This window comes from Pseudomonas sp. GW821-FHT03C07 (assembly GCF_059420925.1).
Genome location: NZ_JBWKUQ010000025.1, coordinates 51,736 through 68,351 on the forward strand (window position 1 = coordinate 51,736; position 16,616 = coordinate 68,351).

Below are 16,616 nucleotides of genomic sequence, written 5' to 3' on the forward strand. Positions count from 1 at the left end.
AGAGACTATTCGGATATAAATAAATACGACCTTGGCCGAAGATGGCACTCGCAGTTCAAGCACGGCGCGTCGTTCCGGAACTGCCTGAAAGTTCGATTCGCCGGTGCTCTCGCCGGACGACTCGATGTTGTCTTCATCCAATAATAATGCCGAGGTCCATACCTATGCTGGAAGCAACCCAACAAGAAAACACCCTTCAGGAAATGACCCTCGAAGAGACCCAGGACGTTCGTGGTTCCGGGTTCTTCACCGACTTCGGTCCGATCCTCGACAAAGCCGTCGACTGGATCTCCGAAGGCCTGAAAAAAGCCAGCTGATCCCGCTGCCAGGGCGTGCAGGAGCGAGCTTGCTCGCGATGAACTCAAGGGCGCCGCGTGGTTTCAGATGCCCCGCATTATCGTTGACGTCCATCGCCAGCAAGCTGGCTCCTACAAAGTGCTCAGTGTCCTCAAGGTTGTATTCCTTCATCGGCGCGAGCCCTGTCGCGTCGGTTGTCATGCACGAGTTCACCTATGCTTGAGTTGGGCAAGGTCGCGCCGCGAGCGGCGCTGGCACCCGTGGTCTTCGCCTGGTTCGTCTGCCTGTTTTTCGCCGGTGGCCTGGTCTTGCTGTTTATCGGCAACTACGCGAAGAAAGAAGATGTCCAGGGCCGGATCCTCACCCGCGATGTGGTCCGCATCACCAGTGAGCGCCCCGCCCATATCCGCGAAGTGCTGGTCGAGGCCGGCGCGTCGGTGAGCAAGGACCAGCCCTTGGTGCGGATCCGTACCCTGGAGCCGGAAAGCTTCAACGAAGGCAGCGACAAACCCCTTTCCGCCCAAAGCGCCGAGCGTCTGGGCAGCCTGCTGGACGATGCCGCCGGCGATGAAACCCAGGCCCGCTCGGCCCACGAAACCCAGCAAAAACTCCTGCAATTGCAGATCGGGCAGTTGCACAAGGATCTGCAACTCACCGCCACCATCAAGCGTTCGATCCAGCGCCGGGCCGCCATTGCCCAGGAAAACCGCCAGCGTCACGAGCGCCTGGCGGCCGAGGGCGCGGTGTCCGTGGCGGCGCTGAACGAGGCGATCGTCAAGCACGAGGCGGTGCTCCAGGATCTGGCCAATAACGACCTGGCCCAGGCCAGCGCGCAACAGCGGATCCTTGAGCTGGAGCAGCGCGGCAGTGAGGCCGATCACACCCTCGCCAGCCGCGTCAGTGACCTCGCCCGGCAACGTCACGACCTGCGCGAGCGCCTCGAGACCCTCAACAAAAGCCAGGAATATGTCCTGTTGTCGCCCGTCGAGGGGGTCGTCGATGCCGTCTCGGTATTTCCCGGTGCCCGGGCCCAGGGCGGCCAGCCGATGATGTTGCTACGCATCAGCCGGGCCCTGCACGAGGCGCCGGTGGTGATCCTCGATGTCAGTCCGGCAGCCATTGGTTTCGCCAGCGCCGGTACCGAGGTCATCGTGCGGGTCGATGCGTTTCCCTATGAGCGCTACGGCGTGATCAAGGGGCAGATCGTGCGCAGCACCGCCAGTACCTATCTCGAAGCCCCGCCCGGTGCCAGGACCGATAGCGAGGAACCGGGGCCGACCTATCGGGCCGAGGTGAAACTCGATTTTTCCGACCCGCGCACCAAGATCCGCCAGGACTGGCTCAAGGACGGTATGACCCTCAGCGGTTCGCTGCGCCTGGAACGCCTGAACCTGATGGAGTGGTTGTTCCTGCCGGTGCTCCGCGGGCTGGCGGGCAATCCCGACTATCTACCAGCGCGAGGTGCCTCGGCGCGGCCCGTGGGTGAGTCGGCATGAGCCGGCTCAAGCAATCGCTGCGCGAGGCCCTGGCCCGCTCGCGGCAGCTGTTCCAGCGCACGGTCCCGGTGATTCTCCAGGACGAAATGTCCGAATGCGGCATGGCCTCGATTGCCATGGTCGCCGGTTATCACGGCAAGGCCCTGACCTTGCGCGAGATGCGCCAGCGCTACCGGGTGGCGCGGGACGGCATGTCGTTGTTCCAGGTGATCAAGGTCAGCGAGGAGCTGGGCTTCAGCTGCCGCCCGCTACGCTTGCAGTTGCATGACGTGCGGCAACTGCGCACGCCGTCGATCCTGTTCTGGAACAACATGCACTTCGTCGTGCTGCAGTCGACCAACCGCCAGGGGCTGCATATCGTCGATCCGGCGGTGGGGCGGCGCTTCTATAGTTGGGAAGAGGCGCTGTCGATGTTCAGCGGCGCGGCGCTGGAAATGCTTCCGGGGCTGGGCTTTACCACCCAGGTCCAGCGGCGGATGCCCGGCACCTTCGGCCCGCTCGGCGTGCTGCGCAACAACACCTGGCTGCTGCGTTACCTGGTGCCCATGGGCCTGCTCTCGGTGGTTGGTTACTTCGGCGCCATCGCCGCGCCCAAGCTGTTTTCCCTGACCATCGATGAAGTGGTGGCGAAGAACGACGAGGATTTCCTGTTTCTGATCCTCTACGTCTTTGGCGGGATCTTTCTGTTCAAGAGCCTCGCCGCCTGGCTGCGCGCGCTCCTCGATATGCGCCTGCGCATCGCCCTGAGCCAGGACCTGTCCACCGGAGTTATCGCCTGGCTGCTGCGGCTGCCGGTGAGTTACTTCGAACGCCGCGCCCCCGGCGATATCCTGCGGCGGACCCAGGCCACCGACAAAGCCTTCGTGCAGTTCACCGCCGGCTGGATGGATATCGCCATCGACCTGGCCTTCGGCGTGGCGTTTCTCGCGCTGATGGCCTTGATCAACGCCAAGCTGGCGGCCTTGTCACTGCTGTTGTGCCTGCTGTTTTTCCTGTTTCGTGGCCTGACCCTGCCGGTGATGGAGAAGCACCACAAAACCTCGATCGAAGCCGAGACGGCGCGCAACGTGACCTTGCTCGGCACCCTGGGCAATGTCGAGTCGATGAAGCTCTACAACTACGAAGCGGCGAAGCTGGCGAACTGGAGCAACCAGCACACCGACACCGAAATGGCCCGCGCCGGCGTCCAGCGTTTGCAGGCGATGAACCAGGTGGTGCATGAAGGGCTGTCCCACGGCCATTCGCTGCTGGTCAGCGCCCTCGGCGCGCTGGCCGTGCTCCATGGCGAGAACAGCGTCGGTGACCTGTTCGCCTTCGTCCTCTACAAGGACATGTTCATGGGCTGCGCGCTGAAGGTGGTCGACAGCTATATGAACCTGCGGCTGGTGAAGGTCGAGCTCAAGCGGGTCGAGGAAATCGTCGATGAGCCGGTCGAGCAGGTGGAGTCGAGCGTGTACAGCGCCGATCCTCTTGGCCAGCAGCCACCCTTGCGCTCGATCCAGATCGAGGGCGCGCGCTTTCGCTACAGTTCGTTCGACCGGCCAACCTTCGAGGACCTGAGTTTCAGCCTGGAAGGCCGGTGCCGGCGCATCGCGATATTCGGCCCTTCGGGTTGCGGCAAGAGCACCTTCCTGAAAGTGCTCGCCGGGTTCTATGCCCTGGACACGGGACGCTTCAGGATCAACGGCCTGGCGATGCGGCATTTCGGTTTGCGTCGCTACCGCCAGAGCGTGGCCTATGTCACCGCGCACGACGAGATCATCGCCGGTACGGTGATCGAGAATATCCTGATGGACAGCGACCCATTGGACGGCTCGCGTTTGCAGACCTGTGTCGAGCAGGCCGGACTGCTGGAAAGCGTCCTGAAACTGAGCAACGGCTTCAACACCTTGCTCGGCCCCATGGGCGTGCAATTGTCCTCGGGGCAGAAACAACGCTTGCTGATCGCCCGGGCGTTGTATCGGCGTCCGGAGTTGTTGTTGCTCGATGAACCGACCTCCCATCTGGACCCCGGTGCCCGCGATGTGATTATCGAGACCGTGCGCCACTTGCCGATGCTGTGTGTGATTGTGACCCACGACAAGGCCGTGGCCCAGGCCTGCGACACGGTACTGCTGATGCACCAGGGGCGTTTGCGGCCCTTGAGCGGCGCGGCGCGATGAATCCGTTTCGCCCGGGTTGGCCGATCCGCCGCTGGTTGTGGTGGATGCGTTGCAAGGCCGGGCTACGCGCGCGCCTGATCAAGGGGCTGGCCCTGATCTTTCGGCTGAAGTTTGCGCACCGTTGCTTGCCGTTGTTGCCGGCCTTCCTGCTGCGGTTGCCGGCCGTGTGGCGCGGCGCGGACTACAACACCTGCCGACAGAATCTCGAACTGTTCGGATTGGAACCTCGCGCCTGCCGGTCATTGGCCTGTCGCTACAGCGCCATCCAGTTGCAGTGTGCGATCTACCAGATGCTGTACCCGCGCAATCATCCCGAGCGACTGCGCGCCTGGATTCGCGCAATTACCTGGCATGACCCGGAGCAACATTGGCCGCGTACGCGGGTGCGCGCGACGATCATCGTGCTGGCCCACACGGGCGAGTACTGGATGGCGGTGGCCTGCATGATCGAGCGCTGCCCGGTCCCGAAGCGTTTCATCATCCCGATCTGGAACTTCAACGACCCCCTGACCCGGCGCTCCCTCAAGAGCCTGGAAGCCTTCGGTCACCGCGTGGATATTCTCGACAGCAACGCTCCAAAGACCGCGCTGGCGATTGCCCGGGCGCTCAAGCGCGGTGACCAGGTGCTCATCTTTGCCGACCTGCCGGTGAGTTTCGGTGGGGTGCGCTCCGGCGAGCCGGTGGACGGGCGCCTGTTCGGCCGCGCCGCGCAATTCGTCAAGGGCCCGATGTTCCTGGCAGCGAAAATGAAGTGCGATGTACTGCTGGCGGGGCATCGTGCCCGGCTCGGTGGTTGCGGCGAACTGCATGTGATCCAGTGGATCGGCAGGACCGCGGCGGCGGATATGCAGGCGCAATGGGCGCGGGCGATGGAGTCGTTTATTGGCGCGGCCCCGGAGCACTGGTTCTACCTGGCGCGGCTGGAGGCCTTCTACCAGCGGCAAAAGGCTTCGGACGAGAAAGCTGCGGGGCTGCCAGGACTTCTGCAACGACGGGGGCTGGGATGAAGGCAGGCTACCCGGGGCTGGTGATGTTGCTGTTGGCGGGGTGTTCGTTCATTCCCGACTACCAGCAACCATCACCGAGCGTGGCTGAGCATTGGCGTGGAGCGGGGGGGCGGGGCGATGCCGGGTCGTTACCGGACTGGCGCGAGGTCTTTCTCGACCCCGAGCTGCAAGCGCTGATCGAGCTGGCGCGCGCGCATAACCGTGATCTGCAGGTTGCCGTCCTGCGTATCGATGAGGCGCGAGCGTTGCATGGGATTTCCGCTGCCGATCAATGGCCCGGCGGGGGTGTCGACGGCTCGGTGCAGCGGCAGAAAATTTCCGCAGCGGACTCGCCCACCCGCAAGGCGGTGATCCATGAGCAGGGGCAGTTCAGACTAGGGATCACGGCCTTTGAACTGGACCTCTGGGGCCGGGTCCGCGCGCTGAAGGCTGAAGCCGGGCAGCGTCTGGTCGCCCGTGAGGAAGATGCCCTGAGCGTGCAGATCAGCTTGGTCGGCGAGGTCGCGACGGCTTACTACGAACATCGTGGCTATCTTGAATTGCACCGGCAGAACCGCCAGTTGCTGGAACGGGCCGGTGAGTCGAAACGCCTGATCGGTCGCCGTCAGGAACTGGGGCTGGCGAGCGAGTTGGAGTTGCGCCAGGCCGATACGCTGGCCTTGACGCTGGAGGCCGAGATGGCCGACGCGGCCCGGCAACAGAGCTTGGCGCTGAACCGCCTGGAGCTGCTGGTGGGGGCGACGATTGACCCTGCGCGGCTTTCCTCCGGGGCCTGGGGCGAAGGGCCGCAGTTACCGGAGATTGCCCCGGGCCTGCCTTCCGAGTTGTTGGTGCGGCGCCCGGATATTCGCGCCGCCGAGGCGCGGCTCAAGGCCTTTAATGCCAATATCGGCGCGGCCCGGGCGGCCTTCCTGCCGAGTATTTCCCTGACCGGTTTCTTCGGCGTCAGCAGCCCGCAGTTGAGTGAGCTGTTCTCCGGGGAGGCCAAGGGCTGGTCCTTTACGCCCGCCGTAAGCTTGCCGCTGTTCGATATCGGCCGACGTTTCGTGCAACTCGAGCTGTCCAAGGTGCAGCGCGATATTGCTGTGGTCGAGTACCAGCGTTCGATCCAGCAGGCCTTTCGTGAAGTGGCTGACGCCCTGGCTTCGAACGAACCGCTCGATCGACAGTGCGACGCGCAGCAACGACTGGTGCGCAGCGAATCGCGCCGCGTCGAGTTGGCGCAATTGCTCTATCAGGATGGCTTGAACAGCTACCTCGAGGTGCTCGATGCCCAGCGTGGCCTGAGCACGGCGCAGCAAGCCCTGATCCGGACCCGCTTGTTGCAGGTGAGCAATCGTATATCGCTGTACAAGAGCCTGGGCGGTGGTTGGTCCTGAGTGGCGCCGCGTCTTTCAGAGGTGGGTGCACATTCGTACGCAAGGTCAGGAATCCTGGTCTGGTGACTGATCGCTGTGGCGAATTAAGGTGAGGACTCACATGGAAAGGAGTCTTTTATGCGTTATCTGAGAATGACCGCCCAGGATCGCAGCGGTAATGGTCGGGCCGATACCGTGTTGCTGCGCTTTTATGAAGAAGTGTCGGGTCAGCCCGACAAATTGGTGCTCAAGGCCGCGGCGGTGGATGTGAGCGCCGATGGGGTGACCGATTTGCAGTTCGGCGGCGACGTCAACCGTGATGGCAAGGACAACGCCAAGGATGAAAAGCTGATCCGGGCCTGTGCCAATAGTTTCCTGAAGCTTGGCTGGTTCAACCGGGGGAAAAGTTGGCAGCGTTATATCAAGGTGTTTGCCGAGAACTATCACCGTGACAAGTCACCGAATGTGGTGAGGCTGCATCTTCATGAGGGGACGGGGACGCCCAGAAACCAGACTCTGATCTATAAGGCTTCGGCCCATGATACCGACAATAATGGGACGTTGGACTCGGTGGTTTACTTCGATATCGACGGTGAGGGTATTGTCAGCCGGGCCGAAGAGGAGTGGATCAAATATATGGGTCGGACCTTTCTGAAGTTCAAGTGGTATAGCTGAAGGCTCGACTTCAGGTTTCAGCCAGGCGTTGCAGCAACAGATCAATCTGTTCCTGGCGTTCTGGCCGGTTCAACCGGGCCTGAGGGTTGAGCGATGACCACTGCGGGTGCGCCCGGGCCTTGTGCAAGGCCTCGGGCAACTTGCCTTCACGCCAGGTGGTATCCCTCGGCATGCCCATCTGGATGCTGTCCATCGCCGCGTGCCCACGGGCTTCCAATGCTTTCAGCAGTTGCCGTTGGCGCAGTGCGAGCAGGCGCAGGACGTTGTCGTCGACGGTCAGTTCCCGTTGACCTTTGAGTTTGCCCAGCAGGCGGCTGCCATAACTGCGCGCGGTTTGCAGGGCGCCGCCGGCGAGGGCACCGGCCAGGGCCGCCGCACCGAGGGTCAGGCCACCCACCAGCAGGTCGATACCGGCACCCGCCGCCGCTCCCGCGGCAATCCCGCCACCGACCTTCACACCCAGTTGCTTGAGGGTTTCCGGGTTGAACAGGTCGTCGCCCCAGCGCCCGTCCAGCAGCGGCAGATCGCCGGCAGCCGCATCGCCAGGCCGGAACCCGTAGAGCTTGAGCAAGGCCTCGACACAGCGTTGCTCCCGCCGGCGCACGGCCTGGCGCAATTCACCGATGGCTTGGGTTTGCGCGTCGGCTGCGCTGATCACGCTGCGCCGACAGGCCGCGCAGTCGATCAGCAGTTCGGCGATCAGGCGGTTGGCGCTTTGCCGCCGTGCCTGGAGTTGGGCCTCCAGGTCGAGGACCAGCCGTTCCAGCTGTGGACGTGCACCTTCCAGCAACAGCGCCAGACTTTCATACAGTCGCCGCTCACCGTCTTCCGGCGGGGCCACGCTGTCGAAGCGCACCAGGGCGTGCAGGCCCAGGCGGGCCAGGGCCTCACGCCACTGCGGCTCGCGTTGTTCGGCGCTGCTGACAAAGTTGAGCACCGGTAACAGCGGCTTGCCGCAACTGGCCAGGACGCTCAGTTCGTCGCGGTATTTGGCCAGCACCGGCTCGCGGGCGTCGATCACATAGAGCCCAGCGTCCGAGGCCAGCAACTGGCGCAACACCTTGGCCTCCTGTTCAAAGCGCTGGCGGGCTTCGCTGCCGTCGAGAAAACGGGCGACGCGATCCGGACCATCGAGACGTTCGCCAGGGCGATCCAGGCGTTCGAGGTAGTCGAGCAGGGCGATGGCGTCTTCCAGGCCTGGGGTATCGTAGAGTTCGAGCAGGGCTTCGCCATCCACCGACAGTCGCGCACCTTCCACATGTCGGGTGGTGCTGGGGCGGTGGGAGACTTCGCCGAAGCCGACGTCCCGGGTCAGGGTGCGCAGCAGCGAGGTTTTGCCGACATTGGTGTGGCCGACCACGGCCAGTTTCAGGGCTTTAGTCATGGCCGCTCTCCAGCCAGTTCAGCGGAGCGCTGTCGGCGAAGGGCAGTTCCAGTTGTTGCAGGGCGCCGTGCCAGTCGCCGAGGCGATCGGCATCCAGGGCCTGGCCGGGTGGCGCCTGCAGCAGCCAGACCCGCGTCGCCCCTGCGCTGCGGGCCAGTTCGGCGATCAGCCCGAGGCTGCCACGGTCCGGCGAGCGCCGTGGGTCGCAGGCAATCGCCAGGCGCGCCGGCGGGAAGCGGGTCAATTGTTCGAGCAGTTTGTGCCGCGACTCGCGGCTGTCGAGGATGCCGGCGTCCCGCACGGTTTTCGGCAGGGTCGGCGGCCAGGGGCGCTGGTCGTCCAGCTCGATGGCCACCAGCAAGGCGCCTTCGCTCTCCAGGGCGGTGGCGCCGGCTTGGGTGTTGTGCTGCGCGTCGGGTGCCGCGTCGCTGACCCCCAGGCGCTCGCTGCTGGGCATCAGGCGTTCGCGCAGTTGCGCGTAGCCGGGCAGATTGAGGTCCAGGCTCAGGGCGCGGCTGCCATGGCGCCAGCGCCACAGGCAAAACCCGCCCAGCAGCAGGCGCGGCAACACGCCATAGACCACCAGCACCCCCACCAGCCAGGTGGCCCAGGCGTGCCGGGCGTTCTCCAGGTCCAACGCGGTATTGCCGCTGGCCCGGATCGTTTCGGGGTCGGGCAGGCTGAATCCGAGCAGGGCGGGCAGGGCACCGAGGGCCTGGGTCAGCGCGACGAAGGTGTCACCGCGCAGCAGGGTGGTTTCCCAGACAAAGCCGTAGCGCCGGGTCGACATCAACATCAACAACAGGACCAGCGCGCTGAGCATGGCCAGCAACCAGAGTCCATGAACCACCATGCCGATGGCCCAACGGTTGAGGCGCCGACGTTGCAGCATCAGCAGCAGGGCTGGTGCCAGTTGCGCGGCCTGGGCATCGCGGGCGAGCTTTTCGCTGAGCCACAGCCAGAGGCGGCCGAAGCTGGTCGCGTGTTCGCCAGCGAACGCCAGGCCCAAGGCCCAGCTCAGCAGCAACAGCAGGTTCAGCCCGAGCAGGCTGCCCAGGGCCCAGAACACATTGACCGGCGCCTGGCCGTTGCCCAGGGCGGCGAAGGCCATGCCGGCACCGCTGACGATCACCAGCAGCGCCAGGACCAGCAGTGCCAGGCGCGCGCCTTGCAACCAATGGTGCAAGGCCGTGAGCAGGCCGTCGCGTTCGGCCAGCCAGAGGGCGCGGTGCTGGATGCGGGTCGGCAGGTCGCCCCCCGCGGTGCGAGCGCGGCGATTGGCCTCAAGGTCTTCCAGCGGGCCTGCCTGTTCTTCGCGCAGGCGCACCGTCTCGGTCAGCCAGAGGCGGTGCAGGGGAGTCGGTTCAGTCACGCGGCGTCCTGGGCTCAAGTGAGCTGGAAGCATAACCGCTGTGGCGGGTAGCTGCATCCCGTTGTCCGTGCGGGAAAGCGGGCGTTAATTTTGTCGGCGTATGTCCGAGTCGGCCCATGGGCTCTGGTATCCTCGGCGGCATGAACAGAACTCTCCCTTTAAGCCTGATCGCGGCCCTCGGTGAAAACCGCGTGATCGGCGTCGACAACAGCATGCCCTGGCATTTGCCGGCGGATTTCAAATACTTCAAGGCCACGACCCTCGGCAAGCCGATCATCATGGGGCGCAAGACCTGGGACTCGATGGGCCGGCCGTTGCCGGGCCGGTTGAACCTGGTGGTCAGTCGTCAGGCCGGTTTGCAGTTGGAGGGCGCGGAAGTTTTTCCGTCGCTGGAGGCGGCGCTGGTGCGTGCTGAACAGTGGGCGCTGGAGCAGGGCGCGAGCGAGTTGATGCTGATCGGCGGTGCGCAACTGTATACCCAGGGGCTGGAGCAGGCGGATCGGCTGTACCTGACCCGTGTGGCCTTGAGTCCGGAAGGCGATGCCTGGTTTCCGCAGATCGATGAAGGTCAGTGGACGTTGGTGTCGGATGAACCGCATCCGGCGGCTGAGGGTAAGCCGGCGTTCAGCTTCGAGGTGTGGGAAAAGCGTTAAACGCTGTTCCTAAGAGGTGTCGAGGCTGAGCACGGTCTTGAGTGCCTCTTCGCGGGCAAGCTCCGCTCCCACATTAGTTTTGAGTCGTACCCGAATCTTGTGTACGGCCGAGAACCTGTGGGAGCGGAGCTTGCCCGCGAAGTCGATCTATCAGGCGCCGCAGAACTCAAGCCTGCGCCAATTCCCCATGTTCCTCAGCCTCCAGCAAGGCCTTGTCAGTCTGCTGCATCACCTGGCTGGCAATCGCCCCGGCGGTGATCGAACCGCTGACGTTCAGTGCCGTGCGGCCCATGTCGATCAGTGGCTCCACGGAAATCAGCAACGCCACCAGCGAGACCGGCAAGCCCATCGCCGGTAGCACGATCAGCGCGGCAAATGTCGCCCCACCACCGACCCCGGCCACCCCGGCCGAACTCAAGGTCACAATGGCCACCAACGTCGCGATCCACAGCGGATCCAGCGGGTTGATCCCCACTGTCGGCGCAACCATCACCGCCAGCATCGCCGGATACAGCCCGGCACACCCGTTCTGGCCGATGGTCGCGCCGAACGATGCGGCAAAGCTGGCAATCGATTGTGGAATCCCCAGGCGGCGGGTCTGGGCTTCAATGCTCAGCGGAATGCTCGCTGCGCTGGAGCGACTGGTAAAGGCAAAGGTCAGCACCGGCCAGATCTTGCGGAAGAAGCGCAGCGGATTGATCCCGGCCAGCGACACCAGCAGCCCGTGGACCCCGAACATCAAGCCCAGGCCGATATACGACACCACCACGAAACTGCCCAGCTTGATGATGTCCTGCAGGTTGGAACCGGCGACCACCTTGGTCATCAACGCCAGCACGCCGTAGGGCGTGAGCTTCATCACCAGGCGCACCAGGCGCGTGACCCAGGCTTGCAGGGTGTCGATGGCATTCACCACCTTTTGACCCTTCTCGACATCATCCTTGAGCAGTTGCAGCGCGGCCACGCCCATGAACGCGGCAAAGATCACCACGCTGATGATCGAGGTCGGCTTGGCCCGGGCCAGGTCGGCGAAAGGATTCTGCGGAATGAACGAGAGCAGCAGCTGCGGCACATTCAGGTCGGCAACCTTGCCCGCGTAATCGCTCTGGATCACTTGCAGACGGGCCAATTCCTGGGTGCCGGCCACCAGGCCTTCGGCGCTGAGGCCGAACAGGTTGGTCAGGCCGATACCGATCAGCGCGGCAATGGCCGTGGTGAACAGCAGTGTGCCGATGGTCAGGAAGCTGATCTTGCCCAGGGACGTGGCGTTGTGCAGGCGGGCCACGGCGCTGAGGATCGAGGCGAACACCAGCGGGATCACGATCATCTGCAGCAATTGCACGTAGCCGTTGCCAATCAGGTCGAACCAGCCGATGGAAGCCTTGAGCACCGGGTTACCGGCACCGTAGATACTGTGCAGGGCGACCCCGAAGAGCACCCCCAGGACCAGGGCGAGCAGGACTTTTTTCGCCAGGCTGAAGGTGCTGCGGCGGGTTTGGGCCAGCCCCAGCAGCAGGGCGAGGAATACCAGCAGGTTGAGAATCAGCGGCAGATTCATTGAAGCTCCAGAAAACGATAGGTGCCAATTACCCTAGTCGGCAATTGCCAGCCGGCAAGCCTAACAGCTTGATATATATGGATTTAATAACGATATCGAATGTCGACTGGAGTTTTTGGAATAAGCCGTTGGCGCTTCGGCGCCTGTAGGTCAACCGCAAGGACCGGTACATGACCGCGCTCAACGGCATGATGAGGAACCATGCCGACGCCCAGGCGAAAGAAGGCCTGGCGGTGGCGGCGGACAAGCACTGAGTGATCGTCAAGCCTGAAGACATTCAGTAAGGCGTAGCACGGATCATTAGCGAGCTGAAGCTTTGCTCTTCGGATGAGAGTGCCGGAATTAGATATAAAGTTTTAATTTTTGTGGGCGTTAATTTATAGAGTGCATTTTCACCGCCTCGCTAGAATCCTGGTCGTGCGGTTATTTTGCAGTCGATTGATAAACTGATTGGTGGGCGAACCGCACTGTCGAATTTTATATTTGGGAGTGGTGATGGGCGCTTTTGCAAGGTATGCGAAAAATTTTGAAGGGACTTGTGGCAAGCTCAAACAAGGCGATTATATAAATCATCATGATCTACGCAGTAAAGACGGTGTTTGCTACGCCTTGTGCCTGACCTATCTGGCCATGCGCCGAAACGGCGTCGAGTTTCGTAGCGCCAAGGAGGAAGCGGCCACCTGGATCTACGCCGACAAGTTACAGGCGATCATCAATAGCCCGGATAATACACCAGGTCTTTTTCCGCAGGTTCCCCGGCGGGTTGAGCTGGCGGCCCTGCAGACCGGTTGGCGAGTCTCGGGATATAACGCCGGCGTTGCACCCTTTGTACAAATCACCGGTTACATGATGAATACCCCCGGGGCCTTTATTCTGGTTGCGGGCAAACATGCGTGCGCGGTGTTCAAGGAGGCGGATCAGAAAATGCGTTTTTTTGATCCGAATTTCGGGCAAGCGACCTTTGCCTCGGCAAAAAACCTTTGCTTGTTTATCAGCGCTTTTTTTCAGGATCAAAAAATTCAGAAAGCTTACGGCATCAACTTCATGGACCCGATCGTGGCCATTCGACTGCAGTGAAGTTGATCGTTTTCTGAAAGAGAGACGCAATAAAAAGCCCGGCACTGCAGCCGGGCTTTTTATCGTACGAACCTTCTTAAGGTACCAGCTTGTCCAGCATCGCCTTGTCGCGTACCGCGCCCTTGTCGGCGCTGGTGGCGAGCAATGCGTAAGCCTTCAAGGCCGTGGTCACCTTGCGGGGACGCACTTCCACCGGCTTCCAGCCTTTCTTGTCCTGCTCGGCGCGACGTGCCGCCAGTACTTCATCACTGACCAACAGGTTGATCGAGCGATTCGGAATGTCGATCAGCACCTTGTCACCGTCCTGGACCAGGCCGATCGCGCCACCTGCTGCGGCTTCCGGAGAAGCATGGCCGATGGACAGGCCCGAGGTGCCGCCGGAGAAACGTCCGTCGGTCAGCAGGGCGCAGGCTTTGCCCAGACCCTTGGACTTCAGATAGGACGTCGGGTAGAGCATTTCCTGCATGCCCGGACCGCCTTTCGGACCTTCGTAACGGATGATCACGATGTCGCCAGCCTGCACTTCGTCGGCGAGGATGCCGCGTACGGCGCTGTCCTGGCTTTCGAAGATCTTCGCGTTGCCTTCGAACACGTGGATCGATTCGTCGACACCGGCGGTTTTCACCACGCAACCGTCCAGGGCGATGTTGCCGTACAGCACGGCCAGGCCGCCTTCTTTCGAATAGGCATGCTCGACACTGCGGATGCAGCCGTTTTCACGGTCGTCGTCGAGGGTTTCCCAACGGGTCGACTGGCTGAACGCGGTCTGGGTCGGGATACCGGCGGGACCGGCCTTGAAGAAGGTGTGCACCGCTTCATCGTTGGTCTGGGTGATGTCCCACTTGGCGATACCCTCGGCCAGGGTCTTGCTGTGCACGGTCGGCAGGTCGGTGTGCAGCAGGCCGCCACGGGCCAGTTCGCCGAGGATGCTGAAGATCCCGCCGGCGCGGTGCACGTCTTCCATGTGGTACTTCTGGATATTCGGCGCGACCTTGCACAGTTGCGGCACGTGACGGGACAGGCGGTCGATGTGGTGCAGGTCGAAATCGATCTCGGCTTCCTGGGCGGCGGCCAGCAGGTGCAGGATGGTGTTGGTGGACCCGCCCATGGCGATGTCCAGGGTCATGGCGTTTTCGAACGCCTTGATATTGGCGATATTGCGCGGCAGCACCGAGTCATCGTTGTCGCCGTAGTAACGCTGGCACAGCTCGACGATGGTACGACCGGCCTGGAGGAACAGTTGCTCGCGGTCGGAGTGGGTTGCCAGCGCCGAACCGTTGCCCGGCAGGGCCAGGCCCAGGGCTTCGGTGAGGCAGTTCATCGAGTTGGCGGTGAACATGCCGGAGCACGAACCGCAGGTCGGGCAGGCGCTGCGCTCGTACTCGGCAACCTTCTCGTCAGAGGCGCTGGAGTCGGCGGCGATGACCATGGCATCGACCAGGTCGAGGCCGTGGGCGGCCAGTTTGGTCTTGCCGGCTTCCATCGGGCCGCCGGAGACGAAGATCACCGGGATGTTCAGGCGCAGGGCGGCCATCAGCATGCCGGGGGTGATCTTGTCGCAGTTGGAGATGCAGACGATGGCGTCGGCGCAGTGGGCATTGACCATGTATTCGACGGAGTCGGCGATGATCTCGCGGCTCGGCAGCGAATAGAGCATGCCGTCGTGGCCCATGGCGATGCCGTCATCCACGGCGATGGTGTTGAATTCCTTGGCCACGCCACCGGCACGTTCGATTTCACGGGCGACCAGTTGGCCCATGTCCTTGAGGTGGACGTGGCCGGGAACGAACTGGGTGAAGGAGTTGGCGACGGCGATGATCGGTTTCTTGAAGTCGGCGTCTTTCATCCCCGTGGCGCGCCAGAGGGCGCGGGCACCGGCCATGTTGCGGCCGTGGGTGGATGTTTTCGAGCGGTAATCAGGCATGGAGCGCTCCGGGCGGCTAATCAGGTACACAAAGGGAAGTGAGCTTCTATGGGCCTCTGGCGCACACCGAAAATAGCCGGGTGCCCGAAAGCTGCCGTTGGCCTCGCGGGATCGCCGCGCGCCTGGGCCTGAGCTCATAAACCCGCCGGGGGATGACTGGCGATGAATAGGCTGATTCTACACGGGTCGTGGGCGGAAGGAATGGCGGCAAGCGTTGTGTCAGAGGTGACGAAGCGTGTGGGATGACGACTGGTGGTTTCCGGGCATGCACATCCTGTAGGAGCGAGCTTGCTCGCGATGGTCGCTCAGGCACCGCGGGGCATCAGGTGTCCCGCGCTATCGTTGATGTCCATCGCGAGTAAGCTCGCTCCTACAGGGGAGCGAGCTGGGTTCGGGGGTTAGCTGTTAGGCAACAACCGGCAAGTAATGCTCTTGATATAACGGGTTTCCGGGATCGCCGGGTGCACCGGATGGTCCGGGCCCTGGCCGCCGCGTTCCAGCAGCTGGATATTGCGATCCAGGTGACGGGCGCTGGTCAGCAGGATGTTCTGCAGGTCATCTTCCGGCAAATGCATCGAGCACGAGGCGCTGACCAGGATGCCGTCCTTGCTCAGCAGGCGCATGGCCTGTTCGTTCAGGCGGCGGTAGGCGCCTTCGCCGTTCTTCAGGTCTTTCTTGCGTTTGATGAAGGCGGGCGGATCGGCCACGATCACGTCGAAACGCTCTTCGGAGGCCTTCAGTTCCTTCAGGGCTTCGAACACGTCGCCTTCGATGCAGGTCATCTTCTCGGCAAAACCGTTCAATGCCGCGTTACGTTCGACACCGTCCAGGGCAAAGGACGAGGCATCGACGCAGAACACTTCGCTGGCGCCGAACGCCGCCGCCTGCACGCCCCAGCCGCCGATATAGCTGAACAGGTCCAGCACCCGCTTGCCCTTGGCGTAGGGCGCCAGGCGCGCACGGTTCATGCGGTGGTCGTAGAACCAGCCGGTTTTCTGGCCTTCCATCACCGGCGCTTCGAATTTCACGCCGTTCTCTTCCAGGGCAACCCACTCCGGCACCAGGCCGAACACGGTCTCTACATAACGCTCCAGGCCTTCGGCATCGCGGGCCGCGGAGTCGTTCTTGAACAGGATGCCGCTCGGTTTGAGGACCTGGACCAGCGCCGCGATCACTTCATCCTTGTGCTGCTCCATGGCCGCCGAGGCGAGCTGGACCACCAGGATATCGCCGAAACGATCCACCACCAGCCCCGGCAGCAGGTCGGAATCGCCGTAGACCAGGCGATAGAAAGGTTTGTCGAACAGCCGCTCGCGCAGCGACAGGGCTACGTTGAGGCGGTGCACCAGCAGCGACTTGTCCAGTGGCAGCTTGATGTCGCGCGACAGCAGGCGGGCGCAGATCAGGTTGTTCGGGCTCATGGCAACGATGCCCAACGGCTTGCCGCCGGCGGCTTCCAGCACGGCCTGGTCACCGGCCTTGAAGCCATGGAGGGGGGTGGCCGCCACGTCGATTTCGTTGCTGTAGACCCACAGGTGACCGTTGCGCAGGCGTCGGTCGGCGTTGGCTTTGAGGCGTAGGCTAGGCAGGGACATGACGTCGCTCCGGGGAAAAAAGAGCGGAATTATAGCGGGAGTTCGGCCTCCACGGCGT

The 16,616-nt window shown here is 62.9% G+C and carries 13 protein-coding genes; 8 read left to right on the forward strand and 5 right to left on the reverse strand.

The genetic code is table 11. The annotated features are described in order from the left end of the window. Positions 1 to 164: 164 nt before the first annotated feature. The 6 genes from AC07VG_RS30240 to AC07VG_RS30265 all read left to right on the forward strand — a co-directional run bounded on the left by AC07VG_RS30240 (position 165) and on the right by AC07VG_RS30265 (position 6,995). Entirely contained in the window at positions 165 to 317 is a 153-nt protein-coding gene (locus AC07VG_RS30240; protein ID WP_191489403.1) for a hypothetical protein, read from the forward strand. A 195-nt stretch (positions 318 to 512) separates the two neighbouring features. Next, on the forward strand, positions 513 to 1,793 hold the full coding sequence (locus AC07VG_RS30245) for an HlyD family secretion protein (RefSeq protein ID WP_494999970.1): 1,281 nt from the start codon (positions 513 to 515) through the stop codon (positions 1,791 to 1,793). Beyond that, positions 1,790 to 3,955 (forward strand): peptidase domain-containing ABC transporter, encoded by a 2,166-nt coding sequence (locus tag AC07VG_RS30250; protein WP_495022378.1) that lies wholly within the window; start codon positions 1,790 to 1,792, stop codon positions 3,953 to 3,955. The genes AC07VG_RS30245 and AC07VG_RS30250 overlap by 4 nt, the downstream gene beginning before the upstream one ends. Next, the gene (locus tag AC07VG_RS30255; RefSeq protein WP_494999968.1) at positions 3,952 to 4,962 is read left to right on the forward strand and encodes a lysophospholipid acyltransferase family protein; all 1,011 of its coding nucleotides are present in this window, start codon (positions 3,952 to 3,954) and stop codon (positions 4,960 to 4,962) included. Before AC07VG_RS30250 ends, AC07VG_RS30255 begins: the two co-directional genes overlap by 4 nt. Next, the gene (locus AC07VG_RS30260) at positions 4,959 to 6,341 is read left to right on the forward strand and encodes an efflux transporter outer membrane subunit (protein WP_494999967.1); all 1,383 of its coding nucleotides are present in this window, start codon (positions 4,959 to 4,961) and stop codon (positions 6,339 to 6,341) included. The genes AC07VG_RS30255 and AC07VG_RS30260 overlap by 4 nt, the downstream gene beginning before the upstream one ends. A gap of 117 nt (positions 6,342 to 6,458) precedes the next feature. After that, on the forward strand, positions 6,459 to 6,995 hold the full coding sequence (locus AC07VG_RS30265) for a hypothetical protein (protein ID WP_494999966.1): 537 nt from the start codon (positions 6,459 to 6,461) through the stop codon (positions 6,993 to 6,995). Between the two features lie 10 nt (positions 6,996 to 7,005). Here the strand turns inward: AC07VG_RS30265 and AC07VG_RS30270 are convergent, their stop codons facing one another. Then, positions 7,006 to 8,379 (reverse strand): DUF3482 domain-containing protein, encoded by a 1,374-nt coding sequence (locus AC07VG_RS30270; RefSeq protein ID WP_495022379.1) that lies wholly within the window; start codon positions 8,377 to 8,379, stop codon positions 7,006 to 7,008. Continuing rightward, complete coding sequence (locus AC07VG_RS30275; protein ID WP_494999964.1) at positions 8,372 to 9,751, reverse strand: DUF2868 domain-containing protein; 1,380 nt, start codon at positions 9,749 to 9,751, stop codon at positions 8,372 to 8,374. The genes AC07VG_RS30270 and AC07VG_RS30275 overlap by 8 nt, the downstream gene beginning before the upstream one ends. Before the next feature lie 140 nt (positions 9,752 to 9,891). Here AC07VG_RS30275 and AC07VG_RS30280 point away from each other — a divergent pair, with 140 nt between their 5' ends. Then, on the forward strand, positions 9,892 to 10,404 hold the full coding sequence (locus tag AC07VG_RS30280) for a dihydrofolate reductase (protein WP_495022380.1): 513 nt from the start codon (positions 9,892 to 9,894) through the stop codon (positions 10,402 to 10,404). A 166-nt stretch (positions 10,405 to 10,570) separates the two neighbouring features. Here AC07VG_RS30280 and AC07VG_RS30285 read toward each other — a convergent pair whose 3' ends face one another. Continuing rightward, positions 10,571 to 11,962 carry an L-cystine transporter gene (locus AC07VG_RS30285; RefSeq protein WP_494999962.1) on the reverse strand — a complete coding sequence of 464 codons (1,392 nt, stop codon included), beginning with the start codon at positions 11,960 to 11,962 and terminating at the stop codon, positions 10,571 to 10,573. 495 nt (positions 11,963 to 12,457) lie between these two features. On the opposite strand from AC07VG_RS30285, the gene AC07VG_RS30290 reads away from it, so the two are divergent. After that, positions 12,458 to 13,039: a YopT-type cysteine protease domain-containing protein gene (locus AC07VG_RS30290; RefSeq protein ID WP_494999961.1), complete on the forward strand. Its 582-nt coding sequence runs from the start codon at positions 12,458 to 12,460 to the stop codon at positions 13,037 to 13,039. 76 nt (positions 13,040 to 13,115) lie between these two features. Here AC07VG_RS30290 and ilvD read toward each other — a convergent pair whose 3' ends face one another. Together ilvD and AC07VG_RS30300 are read right to left on the reverse strand one after the other, a co-directional pair. Next, a complete protein-coding gene (gene ilvD, locus AC07VG_RS30295; protein ID WP_494999960.1) occupies positions 13,116 to 14,963 on the reverse strand; it encodes a dihydroxy-acid dehydratase in 1,848 nt (615 codons plus the stop codon). A gap of 398 nt (positions 14,964 to 15,361) precedes the next feature. Continuing rightward, positions 15,362 to 16,558, reverse strand: a complete 1,197-nt coding sequence (locus tag AC07VG_RS30300) for a class I SAM-dependent rRNA methyltransferase (protein ID WP_494999956.1) — start codon at positions 16,556 to 16,558, stop codon at positions 15,362 to 15,364. Positions 16,559 to 16,616: the final 58 nt, after the last annotated feature.

Excerpts from the sequence above, each read along its gene's own strand:
- AC07VG_RS30240 (WP_191489403.1), top strand. The coding sequence starts at position 165 with ATGCTGGAAGCAACCCAACAAGAAAACACCCTTCAGGAAATGACCCTC.
- AC07VG_RS30245 (WP_494999970.1), top strand. The coding sequence starts at position 513 with ATGCTTGAGTTGGGCAAGGTCGCGCCGCGAGCGGCGCTGGCACCCGTG.
- AC07VG_RS30250 (WP_495022378.1), top strand. The coding sequence starts at position 1,790 with ATGAGCCGGCTCAAGCAATCGCTGCGCGAGGCCCTGGCCCGCTCGCGG.
- AC07VG_RS30255 (WP_494999968.1), top strand. The coding sequence starts at position 3,952 with ATGAATCCGTTTCGCCCGGGTTGGCCGATCCGCCGCTGGTTGTGGTGG.
- AC07VG_RS30260 (WP_494999967.1), top strand. The coding sequence starts at position 4,959 with ATGAAGGCAGGCTACCCGGGGCTGGTGATGTTGCTGTTGGCGGGGTGT.
- AC07VG_RS30265 (WP_494999966.1), top strand. The coding sequence starts at position 6,459 with ATGCGTTATCTGAGAATGACCGCCCAGGATCGCAGCGGTAATGGTCGG.
- AC07VG_RS30270 (WP_495022379.1), bottom strand. The coding sequence starts at position 8,379 with ATGACTAAAGCCCTGAAACTGGCCGTGGTCGGCCACACCAATGTCGGC.
- AC07VG_RS30280 (WP_495022380.1), top strand. The coding sequence starts at position 9,892 with ATGAACAGAACTCTCCCTTTAAGCCTGATCGCGGCCCTCGGTGAAAAC.
- AC07VG_RS30285 (WP_494999962.1), bottom strand. The coding sequence starts at position 11,962 with ATGAATCTGCCGCTGATTCTCAACCTGCTGGTATTCCTCGCCCTGCTG.
- AC07VG_RS30290 (WP_494999961.1), top strand. The coding sequence starts at position 12,458 with ATGGGCGCTTTTGCAAGGTATGCGAAAAATTTTGAAGGGACTTGTGGC.
- ilvD (WP_494999960.1), bottom strand. The coding sequence starts at position 14,963 with ATGCCTGATTACCGCTCGAAAACATCCACCCACGGCCGCAACATGGCC.
- AC07VG_RS30300 (WP_494999956.1), bottom strand. The coding sequence starts at position 16,558 with ATGTCCCTGCCTAGCCTACGCCTCAAAGCCAACGCCGACCGACGCCTG.